Below are 19,030 nucleotides of genomic sequence, written 5' to 3' on the forward strand. Positions count from 1 at the left end.
ATTCAAAGTTTTAATTAGCATTCTTGCTCAATTCATTTATTTTTAAGCTAAAAAACAAAAAAATTTACTAAACACCAAGAAGAGTTGTTAGTAAATATAATATTAATAATTAACATTTATTTTATATTTAAGCCAATATTAAACGCAATTTTATCTAATTCAGGTTTTTGTATCTAAATTATAAATTTTACTTGGCTGACCCGAACTAGGGCCAAAATCGTAAATATTTTTAATTTGCGGAAAAACGTCTTGTGCTTGTTTGAGTTCGATTGGGACTTGCCCCGAAATGTTAGCGCTTGTCATATAAACTGGGCCATTTTTTAGTAAATATTCTAATAATTTAGGTTGGTTCGGCATTCGAAAACCTTGATTATTGACTATCAAACTATAAGCGCCGGGTCAATATTTTTTTGCAAATTCCTCTGCTTCATTGTTTCATTGACTAAATTGGCGTGCTTGTTCAAGTGAGCCAACTAATATTATTATTTTTTTTGTTTTACCTCGTTTTTTGAGTGTGTAAATTTGCTCAAGGGTTTGCTCACAAATTGGCCCCGCTATTCCACAAACAGTATCTGTACTAGAAATAAACAAATTATTGTATTTCATTATTAACCGCCATTAATTTTTTGTTGTCAAAATCCAATTTTAGAATTTGATTTTTTTCTATTTTGAATTCAAAATCGAGTATATTGGGGAAAACAGAAGCAATATAGTTTAAAATAAATTCATAAACAACTATCATTGCAACAACGTCATTGTGACAGTATTCTTTAAGACTTTCAAGTTTGGCATTTCATTGAGTTTCACCAATCATACCCGATGAACGACTAATAGCAATTTCTAGCGCCATTGAACCATTTTTAACGTCTAAATTGGCATATTCTTTAATTGAAAAGCGATATTTGTACTTGTTTTTACTAATCATTTTTTCAAGTTTTTTAATACTTGTGAATCCTAAAAGTTCAACAATTCGAATTAATCTTATATCGTTTATGCCTTTATTTAATTGAGATTGGGCATTTTTGCATACATTAACATAATCATCAAGAGTGCCTGTAAAATTTTGAAAATCTAAATCAAATATTGGGTTGTGGTATTTTGAATATGGCACATATTTAGTGCCAAAAATTAAATTATTTGAACTGATTGGTTTTTCGGCTTTATTAAAAAATCAAAGAAGGTCAAAAGTATTGTTTATTATGTGCAAAACAATTGATTGAAATTCTAAAAAACTTTTAATGTTGCGCTTTTCCATTTCATAAATGAATGCTTTATTGGATTTTTTGTATTCCTTTTCAACAAAATCACGAATTTCAAGGTTTCTTGAGTTTTCATAGTTTTTATTGAATACAACATATTTATCGGCTTTATTTTGATAAACCTCTAATATGATCTCAACTAAATCAATTAATTCAAGATTTTTTGGATCTTTAACGATATCATTTTGATAGTTTACCGCCCCATTAATAGTCTTAATTACTGAAACTTGACTAGGGACTTGTCTTCAAGATTTTAAATTATCGAATAATGGAATTAAATTTGTTACCCCTTCATAGTCATACCATACAATGCTTTGGTCTTTAACTAAAAGAGTGCTAATTAATTCAATTGCCTCAGAACTGAAATAGTTTGGAAATGCGTACAATGAATCTACATTACTTTTTACAATGTTTATATAGTTTTGGTCAAGGATTCCTTTTTGAGCTGCGTTGCAGCCATTGTGGCCAGCTGAAAATAGATATTTATCGCCTAAATACAAGTTTTTTATTGTGTTATTTAGTATTTTATTTTTTGCCCAAGATGTATCACTATTTAGCACACTAAATGTCGTTACACCGTTTTTAACTTCTGAATACAAAGGCAATGTAATTTGACGTGCTTCAATTATTTTTTCAATCTTTTGGTCAAAATCAAATAAAACACATTTTTCGTTTTTATTGTATTTTAACTTACTTAGATCTCCATCCTTATTTTGGCGCGGGTTAGCTCAAACTAAATTATTTTTAACTGCATTGATTATAGTAGTAGGCATGCCCTCGCAAATACCTTTTTGCATAACTCAACCAGCATTAATTTGCTCAGAAAGTTTAATTTCATTTTCTTCTTTATATAAAGTAACTCCTTTTCTGCTAACTGATTTTGTTGATTGCGAAGATTGGATTCCTTCTGTAAAAACAAATGAAATAATGCCTTTTTTATAGTGATTTGGACTAGGGTCAAAAATGATAAATTTCACATTTTGAACTGCTAAACCGCAATTAATGGCAGTGTTATAAACGAAATGTGCTGTTAAATAATCATTTATTTTAGTGCTTGATGTTGGTTTATATAAAAATAGTGTTTTGGATGTTTTATCATAAGCAAAACAAGTGGCTTTAACGTAAAAATTTTCCTTAGTCTTAACTTTATAGACAAAAACGGGATCAATAATCAATTCTTTATCGTCATTAAAAACGAAATCAATTATGTTTTGATTAGCATTATGAAGTGTTTCCGTTGTATAGATTCTTTTATTAAATTTAACTTTTTCAATTGAAATATCAATACTTTTAATCAAAAAGTCCACCGCTTGAGAGTACGCTTTTTCAAACATTCCTTTGTTTTCAGATTTATAGTTTCATTCATTAGATAAAAAGGCTTCATTTTGGTTTTTGTAAATCTTGTCTAACAGCTCATCTTCTTCATCATCTTCAATATCACTAAAAGCGAAATTATGCATTGTAGTTGATGATTTAGCTTCATTTGTTTTTTCTAATTCATACAATTTAAACTCATTTGCGTCAATATTAGGGATGTTGTATAAGCCATCTGAATCCTTTGGAGCTCAGACAAAATAATCTTGTGTGATATAACTATCGCGATAATGGTTAAAAGTAATTACAACATCTTTTTCTTTATCTAACTTTTGAAAATTCAATATCTTCATCTATTTCTCCTAAAGCTTTTCATTTAGTAAATAAATTAAATCATTCTTCTTCATTGCGACAAGCTAGATATTCAACAACCATAGCATCTCTTCTCGCGTCATAAATTGGACTAACGCCAGTTCTTGAATAGTGATTGTAAAAATCAATTATTTTTTGCAAATCATCCTTAGAACGATTTGGGTCAACTGAAAAGGCAAATGATTCGATGTGACGTTCAAATATATTGATATTTTGCGGGTCAAAATAATCATTTTCTTCTAGAAAAGCAGCAACAATTACATACTTATCATATCCCAATAAATAAGCGTATAATTCAGCTTGTTTTCGATAATCTAGCGGTAAATTCATCCCATTATCTTTGATTCATAAATCTCTTTTTTTAGATTGAACAGATTTCATTTCTAAAACAATTTTTTTGCTAGGTATCAAGCCGTCAGGGACTCCCCCTACTATTGAATGTTTATCTTTAAAATAATCATAACCCACATCTTTGGCAACTATGTGTTGAATATCTTCGATTTTAGTTTGTTTTCTTAATGCATCAAAAATTTTGGGTTCAACCGCTTCTCCAGCTCTTACATATTTTTGTTTGAAAACCGGCATTGCTAATCTTGCCATATGTAAAAAAGCTAAAAATTTGCCCTTGAATGGGTCTGTTTCAAAAATATTGCCAATTGAAGAGCCACCAAACTTTTTAAAACCATTGAAAGAACCAGTTTCATTTGACAAAAGCTGATTGTTATATTCCGGTCTCAATTTTACAGTTTGACTTCTAATATCTAAATCGTAGTGCACACCATTATATTTACGCATATTCCGCCTCTATTATTATATTAATTAATTTATAATTAATATAATACTGTAAATTTACAAAAAGATAAATTTTTTCATATTTTTTTCAATTAACAATATTGAAAAAAATGCAATAAAAAAACTCACCAAGGAGTTTTTAACGAATAAATCCGCCAATTATAAGAATTATCAACGAAATTGCTATTCCAGTAATAAATAATAATAAAGCTCAAACTAAAATGTAGTCAGATAGCGTGTTGTGATGTTTTTGTTTGATTTCATTTTTTTCAATCATAACATCTTTTTCTGTGATTTCATCAAATGTTTTTGAATCACTTAACATACATTTTGAACACGCGTACAATTTGTCTGATTTTTCTTCTAATTTATCAAAGTCGAATTTTGCTTTTAAAACTTCTGTTGAATGTGTACCTTTTCATAGTTTGTAATTTACAAAAGCCTTATTTACAGTGATATTAACATCAATAACTTCAAGTCTTAGTGCTTCATCAAGTTTTATATTATTTGCGCCAACTTCAATTGCAGTTGGTTTGTCTTTTAAGTCAACATATAATTTAGCGCTTGCTACTAATTGTAGGAATTCTTCATCTGTCACAGCATCGCAAGCAGGGTAAATTTTATCAACACCTTCTTTTGCATGTAGATAATTGAATGTAGCTTTTGTAGTTTTCGAGCTAAAACCATCTTTTTCAAAATGGTAAAACACAAAAGCATGTACATCACCAGTAACTGCAATAGATTCAACAACAAGTTTTAACACTGAATCGGTTTTAACTCTTGTTTTAGAGATTAAAATTGGTTTTCTAGCATTCTTAACATCAACGTAAATAATTGAATTTTCAATTAATTTGTCAAATTCTTCTTGAGTTAGCATTGCATCATTTTTTGCATTAGATTCTTTAATTTTAGTTGTTTTAGTAGTATCTTTTTTAGATTTTTTAGCTTTTTTAGATTCTGATTTTTCAATTAATTCTTCTTTATTAATGTATTCGATTGCATCCTCATCTTTAACAGAATTTGATTTTAGTTGCTCAAGAATAGTTTTAACCATTTCAACACCCGCAGTTCCTCTAAAGGCTGCATCACGGTGGAATCAAACTTTAGTTTTTTGTTCTAATTTCATTGATTGATTAATAAATTCATTCAAAGCTTCAGCAAATGTTTTAAAGTTTAAGTGTTTTTTCTGACCCATTTTTTTAAGATTGAATGATAAGTTTCTATTTTTATCGAAGAATTCTGATAAATAGAATCTAACTAGTGTTGATTTTTTTTGACATATTTCCCCCTAAATAATATTAATGTTTAAATCTTACTCTAAAATAAATTGTTAATTAAAAAATAATTAAAAAAACACAATTTTTTCAATAAAAAGTGTCTTTAAAATCACTTATTTCAATATTTTTTCAATAAAAAGGAAAATATGTTTTGTAATATAATTTAAATAAATTTTGTTATTTAAAAATTAAAATATAGAAGTGTTTGTAGGGGTATTATGCAAAACATAAAGAAAAGTCCTTTTATATTCATTATTTCAATAATTGTTGCTTGTTTTCTGGGTGTTATTGGCGGGTATTTTGTTTTTCAAATAATTTACCAAAACGTTATTAATAACTATGGTTTAAGTAAAATTAATGATGTAAAAATAATTTTTTCAATAATATTTTTTTGTTTAAATTTCTTAATAATTTTATATTTTTGATTTAATGGCTCATATGATTTATTTAGTTTTTTATGGTACATAAAAAATAGAAAAATAATTAAAGCTTTGCACAATAAAATAAACTCAATTAAAATAGAAAAAAATAAACATAAAATTGTTTTAGCTTATTGCACTTGTGACGATTTCAATGAAAATGCTTTATTATCTTCAATGAAGCAAGATTATGAAAATTTCAAAGTTGTAATTTTAGATGATTCAAAATCACCAGAATACATTGAAAAAATTGATAATTTTGCAAAGAAACACAAAAACGTTAGTGTTGTTAGGCGAATAAACAAAGTTGGTTTTAAAGCAGGTAATATAAATAATTATTTTCTAAACAATAAAGATTGAGACTATTTTGTTATTCTAGACTCAGATGAAGTAATTCCATCAAATTTCATAACGCAAGCACTAAAATATTTTTATCACTTTAAAAACATAGGCGTTCTACAAGCTAATCATCGCGGAATAAATGCTTTAAATGATTTTCAAAAAACCTTTGATACATCAATTATTTCTGGATTAACAGCTAATTTAACCGCTAAAAATCACACATCAATAGTTACATTATTTGGTCATGGTGCAATGATTTCTAAAGAGTGTTATCAATCCGCTGGAGGTTTCCCACATTTAGTTTCAGAGGACAACGCTTTCTCGGCGACAATTTTGGCAAAAGGTTATTATGTTTATTTTGCTCCCGATATTATTTGTGGAGAAGAATTCCCAACTAACTATTTAGCTTTTAAAAAGCGTCAATCTAAATTTGTTAGTGGTGATATGCAACTCTTTTCTAAAAGTGTTATCCAAAATATATTTAAATCAAAAATTTCGTGATTTTTAAAATTTGACTTGCTAAATCGTTTTTCAATGATATATCTACTTGTATTATTTGGATTTTTATTTACTTTATTTAATATTTCAATTTACTATCTAAACGAGGACTTATTTTTCAAAAGCAAATATTTCACGATTGTATCTTGTTTTTTTATAATCGCTCCTTGAGTCAAAGAAATGCTAATTCAACATAAATACATTTCATTTCCAAGGTTTATATTATTTTTAATAATGTCTCATTTTTTGATTTACTCACTATTTTACATAAACCTTAAATCAATGTTTTTAACCATTTTTGGTAAAAAACCAACATTTGTTGTAACTCCTAAAAATAATACAAAAATAGATTTTAAAGCATTTATTAAAGCTTCTTGATTTGAAATATTGCTAGGATTTGCATTAATCAGTTTAATTTTTGTAAATAAAATATTTTTATTTAATATTATCTTTATTATCGGGCTTTTTTCTTCAGTTGTTCTTACTATTTTAGGAAATTCAAATAACTTAAAACGAGTTTCAAGTATAAAATTTGAAGGTTTCGCGAACAATAAATTTAAAAATAAATTTGCATTAAATAAAGTTGTAAAAATTTGTAAACAGAGAGGTAAATAATGGAATTATTTTTCAAATTAAATTGCAATATGTCTTTTTATGAGTCGCAAATATTTATTAAAAATATAAATAAATTAATTAACAAAAAGATTTTGAAAGTAGCTAAAAACAAAAATACTTTGCCTAAAATTTCATTTATAATTCCCGCAATTCACTCTCCATTAGCATTAACTAATGACCTAGAAAACATAAATTTTGTCATCGAACAACACCAATCAACAATTCTAAATGGTAAGCTATATAACGACTTAGGATTGAAAGGAATTCTATTAAATCCAACCATCTGCAACAGTGAATTTTCCAAGTCAATAAATGCTATTTATGAAGAGGGGGGGGGGCATTATTTCGATAGTAAAAATTGATGTTAAAGACTTTATTACTATTCAAGACGACAATTTTATACATCATATAAAGCCTTATAAATTCAAAATTTTACTTGAAAATATAAATGAATCAAATATTCACAAGGTTATCGAAAAAATAGAAAATCTATGTAATATAGACAGTATGTTTAGTTTTTTGGTTCCAGCACATTTAAAAACACAATTTTTGTTGAATAATTTATTTAATTTTTCATACTTTATTGATGATTTTATTGAAAACCACCAACAAGTGGTTGATTGAATCATTGAACTAGAAAATTAATATATTTGATTCAAAATTACAAGCAACAAACAAACATATTTTTCAATTATTAAATCTATTTTAAAGCAATATAATAGACCAAAATATTCATAAATTTTTTCTTATATACTCATTTTTCCATTGAATTGAAAAAACTCGCAAATAAAGCGAGTTTTTTGATTAAATTTAACCTATCATTACTTCTTCTTGAACATAATCATAGTGATATTTGTATGTTTTTTTGCCGCCTCAAACAAGAATACTGCTGCTGATTCCAAATTGACCTATGAACATTACTAAAACGAATGTGATTTTTGAAGCTATATTTAATTCTTCAGACACCCCTATTGTTAGACCACTAGTTCCAAAAGCAGATGACACTTCGAAGATTAAGTGAACAAACCCATATTCAGCGCTTGATTTTTGACCATTATAAACTGGCGCGCTTGAATAAGCAATAAATGTTGCAACAAATATTAAAAGAAGTGAAATACTAAAAATTATTGAACTCATTTTAACAGTTTCATCACTAATTTTTCTCTTGAACGCACGAACACTATGACGTCCCGCAACCCTTGAACATAAAGAAAGAAATAGAATTGCTAAAGTAGTAGTTCTAATTCCACCACCTGTTGATACTGGTCCAGCACCAATAAACATTAAAATGGTCATAACTAGTATGCTTGCTGGCGAAAGTGTTTGCAAATTAATTGATGAATAACCAGCAGAACGAGTAGATAAAGTTAAAAATAATAATGACCAAGTTTTCTCAACTCAATTGCCATGGTCTTTTTGCGCTCAAAAATGAATTGCGCTATTGCGGGCTGCTAATTCAAAAGTCAGCATTAGCGCAAAACCAATAAATGTAGTTATAAAATAAGTTAGTACACTTAATTTAGTAATAAGTTTAAACACATATTTACGGTGTGTTTTTTTTCTGTTTTTAAATTTATATTTAATGTAGTTTGTAAGATCATAAATAACTGGGAAACCTAATCCACCAATTACAAATAAAATTATGAATATGACTTGCAGTTCAATATTGTGATAATATGACATGATAGAGTTTTGACCAATAATGTCAAAACCGGCATTATTTAAGGCAGAAATAGTATGAAAAAACCCATATCTGAATGCTAAATTTCAATCTTTATAAGGTGAAATAAATCGATAGTCGCCATTAGTGCTTGAATAAGTAGTTTCTAAACCATTAAGTTCTTTAAATTGCCCTAATGCTCATGGTTGTGCATAATAAAAGTAAAAAGTTAATATAAAACCAAAGATAAAAGTTATGAAAAATAAACAATAAAGTGAACGAATTATAATTTTTTTAGCAGTCCCAAAGTCATCACTACCTCGTTCATGAGCGCTCATACTCATTTCATTAATTGAACTCTTTGCTTTTGGAAATAAAATCGATATAAAAAATATCTTAAGCGAAAAAATTCCAACGCCACCTATCATAATTAAAATCGCTATGACCGCTTGACCAAAAACATTTCAAGTATCATAAGTAGTTTTAGTGACTAATCCAGTGTCACTAAATGAAGAAGCAGTAATAAATAAAGCGTCAAAATAGCCAACATGATTTTTACCTGTTTGAGAAATTGGACTATATAAAATTAAGCTACAAATTATGATTATTGCAATATAACTTAGAAAAATTATTCTTATTCCCGAAATTTTGGTCAATTTATGAATAAATTTTAAAATTTTTTGCTTAATTTCACCATTTTTTCAATGACGTTTAAGTTTAGACTTGCTCATAGTCTTAATTTTATTACATTATTTTAAAATTATTTATAAACTAAAATATAATTAATTAATATATAAGGAGCATCATGAAGAAAAAAGTTGTTCAAAATATTTGTGTCATTGGCGTTGGCAGATTTGGCGATGCCGTTATTAAGCAGTTACTAAATATGAATGTTTCGCTTTTAGTAGTTGACAAAGATGAAAAGAACCTAACACACTACTCAGAATTAGTTGATAAATTGGTTGTGGCTGACGCTGCCGAGCCAAAGGCACTTAAATCACTTGGGATTCAAAATATGGATATGGTCGTTGTTGCAACCAACGATAATATTGAAATAGTAGCAGCACTAACTGAAATTAAGGTTACAAATATTATTGCTCGTGCGCACTCTGAGCGCCATGCCAATGTTTTAAAACAAATAGGTGTCAATGTTATTATCAAACCAGAACAAGAAGCAGGAATGCGTACAGCACTTCTTGCGGCTAATCCAAATTTTGCTAAATATTCAATGGGGCTTCAAGAATTGGGTGATAATTTTGTGATGGGAACTACTTCACTTACCAATCCCGAATACTTCGATAAATCTCTGAAAGATTGTAAATTTATTGAAAAAGGACTAAGTGTTGTATTAATAAAAAGAAATTCAGAAACAATTTTACCTAGCGGTTTTACAATGTTGCAAAGTGCAGATTTAATAACAATCCTAGGTAAAGTAAATGATGTTGTTCGTGCTTTTGAAATTTTAAATAAAGTTTAATTTTTAATTTTTACTTATTGTTTAGAAAAATGAATCAATAAGTAAAAATAAGATTGGAGAAATATGTCATTAAAAGCTGGTATAGTTGGCTTGCCAAATGTTGGTAAAAGCACTCTTTTTAGTGCGCTAACAAAATATCAAGTTGAAGCATCTAACTACGCATTTACAACTATTGAACCAAACATTAGTTCAGTGCCTCTTAAAGATAAAAGACTTTATGAATTAGCAAAACTTGTTAATCCAAATAAAATTGTTCCTGCTACATTTGATTTTGTTGATATTGCTGGCTTAGTTAAAGGCGCTTCTAAAGGTGAAGGGCTAGGAAATAAATTTCTTGGCAATATTAGAGAAGTAGATGCAATAATTCACGTGGTAAGATGTTTTGAAGACAAAGATATAATGCACGTTGCAAATGAAGTTAACCCTGTTAATGATAAAGATGTAATTAATATGGAGTTAATTTTAGCTGACATTGAAACAGTTAAAAATGTTTTAAATAGAATTGCAAAAAAAGCCAAATCTGGCGATAAAACTGCAATTTTAGAACAAAATCTTTGCCTAAAATTACAAGAAAAACTTGAAAATGGTCTTGCCGCTAGAACCTTAGAAAACTTAACTCAAGAAGAATTAAAAATTATCAAATCATATCATTTACTAACTTACAAACCAATGATTTATGTAGCCAACCTGTCAGCACAACAAATATCAAACTATGAAAATGATGCTTTTTTTATAAAATTTAAAAATTCATGCAACCAAAACGAGAAAATATTACCAATTTGCGTTCAATTAGAAAGTGAAGTTTCACAACTTGATGAAAACGAAGCAAAACAATGGCTCGATTCTTATCAAATTAAATTCAGTGGATTAGATTTATTAACCCGCGAAGCATTTGACTTACTAAATCTAAAAACCTACTTCACAGTTGGTCAAATTGAAGTTAGGGCTTGAGTTTTTAATAATGGAATGTTAGCTCCCCAGTGTGCAGGTATTATCCATAGTGATTTTGAAAACAAATTTATTAAAGCTGACATTATAAATTATGATGACTTTATCGCTTATGGATCAGAAGCTGCTGTCAAAGCAGCAGGAAAAATCAGATCCGAAGGTAAAAATTATGTTATGAAAGATGGTGATATTTGCCACTTTAAATTTAACAAATAATTTACTAATATATTCATTTTACAATTCAATACAACTTTTTCGCCATGTGCGAAATGGGGGTTTAGTATAATGGTAGTACTGCAGTCTCCAAAACTGCTTGCAAGGGTTCGATTCCTTTAACCCCCGCCATATGAGTTATACTCAAATTTTTACACCTAATTTAGGTGTTTTTTTCTTAATTTAAACCAATATATACTAAATATATAAATTAAATTTATACAAATATGCTATAGTTATATTGTAGATTTGAGGAAATATGAATAAACAATTAAATCTTCTATTTATTGGAGATATTTTTGGTCAACCTGGGATTGATATGGTTGCCAAACATTTAGATAATATAAAAAAACAACACAACATTGATGTTACTATTGCTCAGGCCGAAAATGTTTCAGATCGTAAAGGCTTTATTAAAAAAGATTATGAACAACTAAAAAAAATTGGCATTGATATTTTTACACTTGGGAATCATGTATGAGCACAAAATGGCATATTTGAAATAATTGCAAATCCCGACGTGATTAGACCATTGAATATTTCAAACTCATACGCAGGGCATGGCAGCAATGTGTTCAAAATTAATGATTGTACACTTCGGGTAACTTCTTTAATGGGAATTTCATTTAACAAATTGCTTCACCCATGAAAAGAGGAATATGCGCAAAACTTTTTTGATGCAATTGATAATATCATTGAAAATGGCCAAAAAACTGATTTTCACTTTGTTGATTTTCATGCTGAAACAACAAGTGAAAAAGCTGTATTATCTCAATATTTAGACGGTAAAGTAGATGCAGTTTGTGGAACACACACTCATGTACAAACCAATGATGCGCATACTTTAAAAAATGGAACATGTTTTATTTCAGATGTTGGTATGGTGGGGCCATATAATTGTGCAATTGGCGCTAATTTTCAGGAAGTTTATGAACATATGCGCTATGCGAGCAGATCAAAATTTCAAATTTCAAATAATAAATGCCAATTTAATGCTGTTATTTTAAAATTAAACACAATTGAAAAACAAAATAACTCAATCGAGTGTATTAAGATACTGCCAAATGACTAGAAATAATAAATATTTATTTGTATAAAAAATACAAAAAAGCCCGAGCAACAAACTCGAGCTTTTTTTATTTTAATAATTAAATTTTAGTATTTAGCGATCTTTGTTTTTGAGTATTAACAAATTTCATGTTTTTATTTTTTGAAGCGTACATTGATATAGGTATATTTAAAAAGATAAAGATAGGATAAGTAATTAATGCTTTAAATTTATTTCACGGGCTAAAGCGTTTTATTTTCTTTGCTTGTCTAATAATTACACACAGACCCATAATAAAAGTAATTAGATAATAATAGATAAACATAATAGGTAATGATAATGCACCTAAATATACTCCTATATTATCAATGTTATTGGCTAATAAAACCAAGTTTAAAGCAGTAATAGTTGTATTTATAATTAACAAAGTAAAGAAAAATAATCAAGAAGGCGTAAGCATTGCTATATACTCTAAATAATTAAGTTTTTTCTGTGGGGCTTCCAATTTAAAAAATAAATTTTTAAATAATGTTTTATTGATTAAATTGCCCAATTTATAGTTACCAACAGTTCATCGTGTTCTTTGTTTTCAAGATATATTTCAGTCGGTTGGTTGCAAATCATAAAATTTTGCTTGGTCTACATATACACCTTTATACCCATTTACAAGTGCATCAAAACTAAACTCAGTATCATGAACCATTGATTGATACTTGCCTCAATAATTGTTTTTCTCTAGTAGACTTGAACGCACCATAAATCCAGTTCCCTCAACCATATGAGGATTTCTAAATGCTGAACGCGTTGTAGCCACTTGCGATACTAAACGATAAAATTCAATTGAGTAAGCTGAAGAAATTCAATTATCTTCAAAGTTTTGTGTATCTCTAAACGAAGTAAAATAATCATATTTTTTAGAATCATTAAAAGCATCATTCATAATGCTTAATCAATTTTCATCAACAATATTATCAGCATCAAATCATGAAAATGAATCAAAATCCCCAAATTCATCTTTTATTTTTAATAATGTTTCATGTACTGCAAAATTTGGCCCAATTAATTGTTTATTAAATCTTTCGTAAACTTTATCAGCCCCTGCTTGCAAAGCAACTTGGGCAGTGTTATCAGTGCAATTATCAGCAACCACAAAAACTTTAAAATATTGTTTAGGATATTTCATAGCTTTAAGTGATTTAATTAAATCACCAATAATATGTGCTTCATTATGGGCGGGAATGATAATGCAATGATTATTAAATTTATTAGTTTTATTAAAGCGTTTATTTTTTATAAACAAGGCAAAAAAAGTATAAAAAATTTGCAAAAAGAATATTGCAGTAAATAGGGTGGTAATACCTATACCTATATAAGTAATTATTCTTGTAGCTAGCACTAGTTGTTGCATATAACTTTACTCACTTTCAGTCCAATCTATATGGAAAAAATTTTCAAAATTATATATATATATATATAGCAAGTTCTTTTCCACATGCAGCAAACAAAAAGTCGTATATACCTATAAAATGGGCTTATACGACATTTGAACTCTTTAAAAGAGTATTCCATATATGAGTGTTTAATAAACTTAAAAATAATGGAAATTTTTCTGAGAAAATGAGTTCTAAAACCTTAATAAAACAGGTTAAAAAAATAAAGTAATATAATTTTGTAGCTTTAAATATATTGATATATACATATATACGTATATATCAAACAAGCATAATAATATACTTTATAAAAACAATGATTAGAGGTGTGATGAAAAAACATAAATTACTATTAAGTGTTGGAGTTTTATCTTCGACAATATTACCTATCTCGCTAACTTCTTGCCATAAGCAAGAAGTCAATGAAATCAAAAAAAATACACAAACCACTGAACAAGACAAAGATATTAATACTGTTGCAGCGAATGTGAAAGTTAAATTTATTGGCGAAGCAAGCAAAACTCATGCAAGCGATGTTAAAGAAAATCAAATTGAATTTACAGACATTGAGGATGGCTATCAAAAAAGCGATGTTAGTTTGCGCCCAGATGATAAAAAAGGAATTTTAAGCGTTGAATTCGCAATCCAAAAAGGTGAAGAAAAATCAAATTTAATAACCAAAGAATTTACTGGATTTCTAGTTAAAACCGATGAAGAAATAACTACTCCACAAGGCGGCGAACAAGATAACCCAAGTAAACAAACACAACCAGAAAATGGTGTGCAACCTGGCAACCATAGCGAAGACCATGAAATTCTTCCAAATGACCAGGCAGATAATGGAAATACAAATACAAGTGAAAAAGATAAATATTTAATGCCCGAATTATATGAACCCTCTGTTAAGGGCGCACTTTTTGTAGTAAATGAAGAACACAAAAGTGAAATTCCCGCATTATTAGATAAAGTTATTTCAGGTGAAAAATCTGTTCTGAAAATAAGTGATGGAAAAGTAATATTAGGCAAAGCTGCTGACAAATCTAAAACATATATCACAGTTTCAAATAGTGTCTCTGGATGAGAAAAAGTCAACACAAATAAAGATAGTAAAAAGGGCAAGGAAGCCAACATTAGCCTTAAGGGCGGCAATAGTCGCGGAATTAAAGTTGTCAAAGAAAATGACAAATACACTCTAAAATGAGTTTTGTTTGATAAAAATAATAAAAAAGGAACTGAAGAGTTTTCACAAACCCTTGACCTTACACCTCAATCAACATCGGCAAACTCAGAAAATAGTACAAGCACACCAGAAAACAAGAAACTAAAACCAAACACACAACCTAGCGAATCTCTAAAAGTTGAAAAACAAAACGAGAGTACTTCTCCAGAAAAACAAAAAGAATCAGACAAACCACAATCAAATGTAGCAACACCTCCTACAACAGGCAACACTGAGACAAATAGCGATTCAAGTCAACCTCAAAAAGATTCAAATAAAGAAAAAGAACAGTCAAATAACTCTGAAACCAATCCAAAAGCGGATAAAGAAAAAGAGAAAAAAGAAAAAACCCCTAAAAAGAAAACAACAAGGAAAAAAAGAAAAAAATCTAACAAAAAAGCAAAAGCTAAAAAACCTAAAGCAACTGAAGAATCAACGGACAATGGTGAAGTTGATAATCTTGAATAATAAATCTTTTTTTAAGATTATAAAAATTTGCCAATTTACACGAAAATGCGTATCATACGCATTTTTTGTTGCTTAAATATTTAAGTTAAGTATGTTTAACTACCTTAATTAATTGAAAGCAAAATAAAAAGCAAGTCTATACTTGCTTAAAATACTTATTTTTTGTAGTTAATACCTAGTGCTTTTAGCATTGGAACTAAGAAGAAGTTAAATGGTTTGTTGAAGTGAGGTAAGAAGAATACGTCTGTTAGAGCAATTTCTGGTAATGTTAAGCCTTTTTGAATTGCTAAAGCAAACATGTAAATTGTTTCAGCATGAATTGTTTTACCCCATGAACCTAATTGAACACCTAGTAGTTTTAATGTTTGTTTGTCATAAACAATGGTACATGCAACTTTTTCAGCTTCTCTCATGAATTCTGGTCTGTCCATATCTTCAAAGTGAACTGATGCAGCGTGTTCAAAACCATTAGCTTTTGCCATTTCTTCTGTGAATCCTGTTCCTGCATAGTGGCAATCAAATACATTAATTGCGTTTGTGCCAGCTACGCCTGGGAAAGGAACATTAACGCCGGCAATGTGTAATGCAGCAACTAAACCTGATTTAACAGCGTTTGTTGCTAAAGCAACGTGTCTACTGTCACCAGTAACAGCATGTTTTAGTGCACATGAGTCACCAACTGCATAGATGTTTTCATCTGAAACTGATCTTTGGAATTCATCAACTAAAATTGCGCCGTTTGGTAGTTTTTCTAGGTCAACAAAGTCTGTTCTTGGTTTAAAGCCAATGCACATTACAACTAGATCTGTTTTGTATTCGCCTTTGTCAGTAACAACACTTGAAACGTCTTTTCCATTTTTTGATCTGAATTCAACAACTTTTTCACCTAAAGCAAGTTTAATACCTTCTTTACGCATGTTAGCTTGCATAACATTTGTAAATTCTTCACTAAAGTAGTTACCTGTAACACGTTTGTTAACATCGATTAAAGTAACTTTTTTACCTTTTAAGTGGAATGCTTCAACAAGTTCAACACCAATGTATCCTGCACCAACAATAGTAACATCTTTAATGTCTTTATCATTTGCGTATTCAATTAATTTTTGAGCGTGTTGGTAAAGTTTAGATAAAACAATTTTATTGTATTCAATACCTTTGATTTTTGGTTCGATTGGTCAAGTTCCACCTGCAAAAACTAATTTGTCATAAGTGTCTGTGAATGTTGAACCATCTGCATTGTTACGCACTGTAACTTGTTTTTTAGCTTTATCAATAGCAATAACTTCGTGGTTTGTTTTTAGATTTACACCATAGTCTTGTTTTAAACTTTCTGGTGATGAGTAAAATAGTCCGCCTGGTTCGTCAAATTCACCAGCAACTCAAACTGCAATACCACAACCTAAAAATGAAGTGTTAGTATTTCTGTCATAAGCTGTAATTTCAGCATCTTTATTAACAGTTTTTAATGTTCTAATGAAAGATGTACCAGCATGGTTTGCCCCAACTAATATAATTTTCATATTGAATCCTTTCTTACGTTCTAATTAGAAACAAAAATTTAAATTTCAATTCAATTATATAGATACTAATAATATGTATAAATATTTTGCCTTAATTTTGCGAAAATAATTGATTTTATGTTGAATATTGCAAAATTTTATTTCACAAAAATTTAAAAAATTCCCAGTCGGGAATTAAATTTTATGCGGGATTGAAATACCAATTAATCTCATACCAATTTCAAGAACAATATTAACGGATTTAACAAGCGCGAGCGAGTTATCTTTGTTTTGTTTTTCTAAAATTTTGTCAGTGTTTGAGTATCATGAATTAAATTCTTTAGCTAACTTAATTAAATATTGTGTAAGTAAGTTTGTAACTAATTTTTCAACTGATTTTTCAATAATATTAGGAAAATCTAATAAGAGTGAAATAAGTTTTATATCGTTTGTATTTTCATATTTTTCAAGATTAAAATCAACTTGCAATGCATTTGCTTTTTCAAGTAATGAATAAGCTCTTGCGTTAGCATATTGAACTAAAAATGAAGGATTATCATTGGTTTTAGTAGTGGCTAAGTCAATATCAAAGTCAAGTTTTGTATTAGTAGTTCGATCTAAAAGAATAAAACGAGCTGAATCTGTGCCAACTAAATCAATAAACTCGCGCAATCAAAAACTTGTACCCTTACGTTTTGACATCTTAAACTCTTCGCCATTTTTGATTAAACGAACAAGTTGCATACATAGAATTACTAAATTATTGTCATTGTTTTGCAAGTTTTTCATTGCAGATTGCATACGTTTAATGTATCCTGAATGATCCGCTCCTCAAACATTTAAAATTAATGGATTTGCGCCATTTGATTTAAATTTAATATCGTGGTAGGCAATATCTGGTAAAAAATAAGTAAATGAACCATCTGATTTTATTAAAACACGATCCTTATCATCGCCATCTAATGTTGTTTTAAGTCAAGTCGCACCATCTTTTTGGAATGTATTTTCTAGCTTATTAATAACATCATAAATTATTTTACTATTGTTTAAATAAAGAGATTTTTCACTGAAATATTTATCGAAATGAACATTAAAGTTTGCTAAATCTTTTTTAATTTCACCTAAAAACAATTCAACACCTTCATTTTTGAAAATGTCTAAAATTTCATCTTTAAGTTCTTTATCTTTGAATTTGTCTGCATATTTATTAAAAAATTGTTCAGCAGCCCAAATAATATCTTCACCTTTGTATGATTCTTCTGGCATTGAAAAATCTTTATTGAATTTTTGCTGATAACGTGCAAAAATACTTTGAGCTAATAAATTAATTTGATTACCAGCATCATTAATATAGTATTCGCGAGTTACATTTAAACCACTAAAATCACAAATATTAGCAATTGTTGAACCAATTGCAGCATTTCTTGCATGTCCAACATGTAAATAACCTGTTGGATTAGCAGAAACTCATTCGATATTTATATTGCCTTTTTTTGAACCACGACCATAATTTGCACCTTTGCTTAAAATTTCTTTTATGCCTGAAACAAATGAATCATTTTTAAGTGTGAAATTGATAAAACCAGGACCAGCAACATCAATAGTTTCAATGTTTAGTTTGTCCTTTATGTATTGTAATTTTTCAATGATTTTATTAGCTAAATCTATTGGTTTATATTCCTTGTGACCCATTGCAATATTAGTTGCTAAATCGCCATGACTTTTTGGCTCAGTTAGCATAATTTCACGCTCAATATTTAGTTCTTCAGCAATCTTTTTAAGTTCAATAAGTAATAATTCTTTAATTTGTGATTTTGTCATAATTGAAATTATACTTTAAATTAAAATTGATAATTTTAATAATTAAAAAAGTCAAAATAAAACTTGCCAAAGGCAAGTAAGTGGAATACTTATTTTCTTAAGTTTAGTTCAGTTAGAGCTTTTGAGTATAAATCGAAGTTTTCTTGTTTTAAGTGCGCTAATAAAACACGACGTTGAGCAATTTTAGCCATGAATCCACGACGTGAGTGGTTATCTTTTGGGTTTGCTTCAAAGTGTTTTTTTAGATCTTCAATTTCAGCGGTTAAAATAGCTATTTGTACAAATGAATTACCTGTATCTTTAGCATTTTTACCATATTTAGCAACTAATTGAGCTTTTTGTTCTTTTGTTATCATAAT

Annotated in this window: 16 protein-coding genes and 1 tRNA gene; 8 read left to right on the forward strand and 9 right to left on the reverse strand. The window is 28.6% G+C overall.

Going from position 1 to position 19,030, the window contains the following annotated elements; translation table 4 throughout:
* Window positions 1-150: 150 nt before the first annotated feature.
* From EXC34_RS02530 to EXC34_RS02545, 4 genes are all read right to left on the reverse strand, one after another.
* Window positions 151-606 carry a Sua5/YciO/YrdC/YwlC family protein gene (locus EXC34_RS02530; protein WP_129687777.1) on the reverse strand — a complete coding sequence of 152 codons (456 nt, stop codon included), beginning with the start codon at window positions 604-606 and terminating at the stop codon, window positions 151-153.
* Window positions 593-2,926, reverse strand: a complete 2,334-nt coding sequence (locus tag EXC34_RS02535) for a UU173 family protein (RefSeq protein WP_129687778.1) — start codon at window positions 2,924-2,926, stop codon at window positions 593-595. The genes EXC34_RS02530 and EXC34_RS02535 overlap by 14 nt, the downstream gene beginning before the upstream one ends.
* On the reverse strand, window positions 2,895-3,740 hold the full coding sequence (locus EXC34_RS02540) for an MAGa7180 family putative nuclease (RefSeq protein ID WP_129687779.1): 846 nt from the start codon (window positions 3,738-3,740) through the stop codon (window positions 2,895-2,897). The genes EXC34_RS02535 and EXC34_RS02540 overlap by 32 nt, the downstream gene beginning before the upstream one ends.
* 136 nt (window positions 3,741-3,876) lie before the next feature.
* The gene (locus EXC34_RS02545) at window positions 3,877-4,932 is read right to left on the reverse strand and encodes a hypothetical protein (protein WP_129687780.1); all 1,056 of its coding nucleotides are present in this window, start codon (window positions 4,930-4,932) and stop codon (window positions 3,877-3,879) included.
* A gap of 300 nt (window positions 4,933-5,232) precedes the next feature.
* On the opposite strand from EXC34_RS02545, the gene EXC34_RS02550 reads away from it, so the two are divergent.
* Genes EXC34_RS02550 through EXC34_RS02560 form a run of 3 tightly spaced genes read left to right on the forward strand, consistent with a single transcriptional unit; the run spans window position 5,233 to window position 7,533 of the window.
* Window positions 5,233-6,888, forward strand: coding sequence for a glycosyltransferase (locus EXC34_RS02550; RefSeq protein ID WP_129687781.1), 1,656 nt, complete (start codon window positions 5,233-5,235; stop codon window positions 6,886-6,888).
* A 29-nt stretch (window positions 6,889-6,917) separates the two neighbouring features.
* A complete protein-coding gene (locus EXC34_RS02555; protein ID WP_129687782.1) occupies window positions 6,918-7,256 on the forward strand; it encodes a hypothetical protein in 339 nt (112 codons plus the stop codon).
* Window positions 7,210-7,533, forward strand: a complete 324-nt coding sequence (locus EXC34_RS02560; RefSeq protein WP_129687783.1) for a hypothetical protein — start codon at window positions 7,210-7,212, stop codon at window positions 7,531-7,533. The genes EXC34_RS02555 and EXC34_RS02560 overlap by 47 nt, the downstream gene beginning before the upstream one ends.
* Window positions 7,534-7,698: 165 nt before the next feature.
* Here the strand turns inward: EXC34_RS02560 and EXC34_RS02565 are convergent, their stop codons facing one another.
* Window positions 7,699-9,279 (reverse strand): TrkH family potassium uptake protein, encoded by a 1,581-nt coding sequence (locus EXC34_RS02565; RefSeq protein ID WP_129687784.1) that lies wholly within the window; start codon window positions 9,277-9,279, stop codon window positions 7,699-7,701.
* A gap of 74 nt (window positions 9,280-9,353) precedes the next feature.
* On the opposite strand from EXC34_RS02565, the gene EXC34_RS02570 reads away from it, so the two are divergent.
* The 4 genes from EXC34_RS02570 to EXC34_RS02585 all read left to right on the forward strand — a co-directional run bounded on the left by EXC34_RS02570 (window position 9,354) and on the right by EXC34_RS02585 (window position 12,258).
* Window positions 9,354-10,025 (forward strand): potassium channel family protein, encoded by a 672-nt coding sequence (locus EXC34_RS02570; protein WP_129687785.1) that lies wholly within the window; start codon window positions 9,354-9,356, stop codon window positions 10,023-10,025.
* A gap of 63 nt (window positions 10,026-10,088) precedes the next feature.
* Window positions 10,089-11,189, forward strand: coding sequence for a redox-regulated ATPase YchF (gene ychF, locus EXC34_RS02575; RefSeq protein ID WP_129687786.1), 1,101 nt, complete (start codon window positions 10,089-10,091; stop codon window positions 11,187-11,189).
* A 55-nt stretch (window positions 11,190-11,244) separates the two neighbouring features.
* Window positions 11,245-11,318: transfer RNA gene (locus tag EXC34_RS02580), tRNA-Trp, on the forward strand.
* A gap of 127 nt (window positions 11,319-11,445) precedes the next feature.
* Window positions 11,446-12,258 (forward strand): TIGR00282 family metallophosphoesterase, encoded by an 813-nt coding sequence (locus tag EXC34_RS02585; protein ID WP_129687787.1) that lies wholly within the window; start codon window positions 11,446-11,448, stop codon window positions 12,256-12,258.
* Window positions 12,259-12,334: 76 nt separating this feature from the next.
* Here EXC34_RS02585 and EXC34_RS02590 read toward each other — a convergent pair whose 3' ends face one another.
* Window positions 12,335-13,642, reverse strand: a complete 1,308-nt coding sequence (locus EXC34_RS02590; protein ID WP_129687788.1) for a glycosyltransferase family 2 protein — start codon at window positions 13,640-13,642, stop codon at window positions 12,335-12,337.
* A 353-nt stretch (window positions 13,643-13,995) separates the two neighbouring features.
* Between EXC34_RS02590 and EXC34_RS02595 the strand changes: the two genes are divergently transcribed.
* Window positions 13,996-15,351, forward strand: coding sequence for a hypothetical protein (locus EXC34_RS02595; protein WP_129687789.1), 1,356 nt, complete (start codon window positions 13,996-13,998; stop codon window positions 15,349-15,351).
* Window positions 15,352-15,506: 155 nt separating this feature from the next.
* Here EXC34_RS02595 and EXC34_RS02600 read toward each other — a convergent pair whose 3' ends face one another.
* The 3 genes from EXC34_RS02600 to rpsO all read right to left on the reverse strand — a co-directional run bounded on the left by EXC34_RS02600 (window position 15,507) and on the right by rpsO (window position 19,027).
* Window positions 15,507-16,871 carry an FAD-dependent oxidoreductase gene (locus EXC34_RS02600; RefSeq protein WP_129687790.1) on the reverse strand — a complete coding sequence of 455 codons (1,365 nt, stop codon included), beginning with the start codon at window positions 16,869-16,871 and terminating at the stop codon, window positions 15,507-15,509.
* A 174-nt stretch (window positions 16,872-17,045) separates the two neighbouring features.
* Window positions 17,046-18,671: an arginine--tRNA ligase gene (gene argS, locus EXC34_RS02605; protein ID WP_129687791.1), complete on the reverse strand. Its 1,626-nt coding sequence runs from the start codon at window positions 18,669-18,671 to the stop codon at window positions 17,046-17,048.
* An 89-nt stretch (window positions 18,672-18,760) separates the two neighbouring features.
* Complete coding sequence (gene rpsO / locus EXC34_RS02610) at window positions 18,761-19,027, reverse strand: 30S ribosomal protein S15 (RefSeq protein ID WP_004421573.1); 267 nt, start codon at window positions 19,025-19,027, stop codon at window positions 18,761-18,763.
* Between the last annotated feature and the right edge of the window lie 3 nt (window positions 19,028-19,030).

This window comes from Mycoplasmopsis bovigenitalium, from assembly GCF_900660525.1.
Classification (GTDB): Bacteria; Bacillota_I; Bacilli_A; order Mycoplasmatales; family Metamycoplasmataceae; genus Mycoplasmopsis; species Mycoplasmopsis bovigenitalium.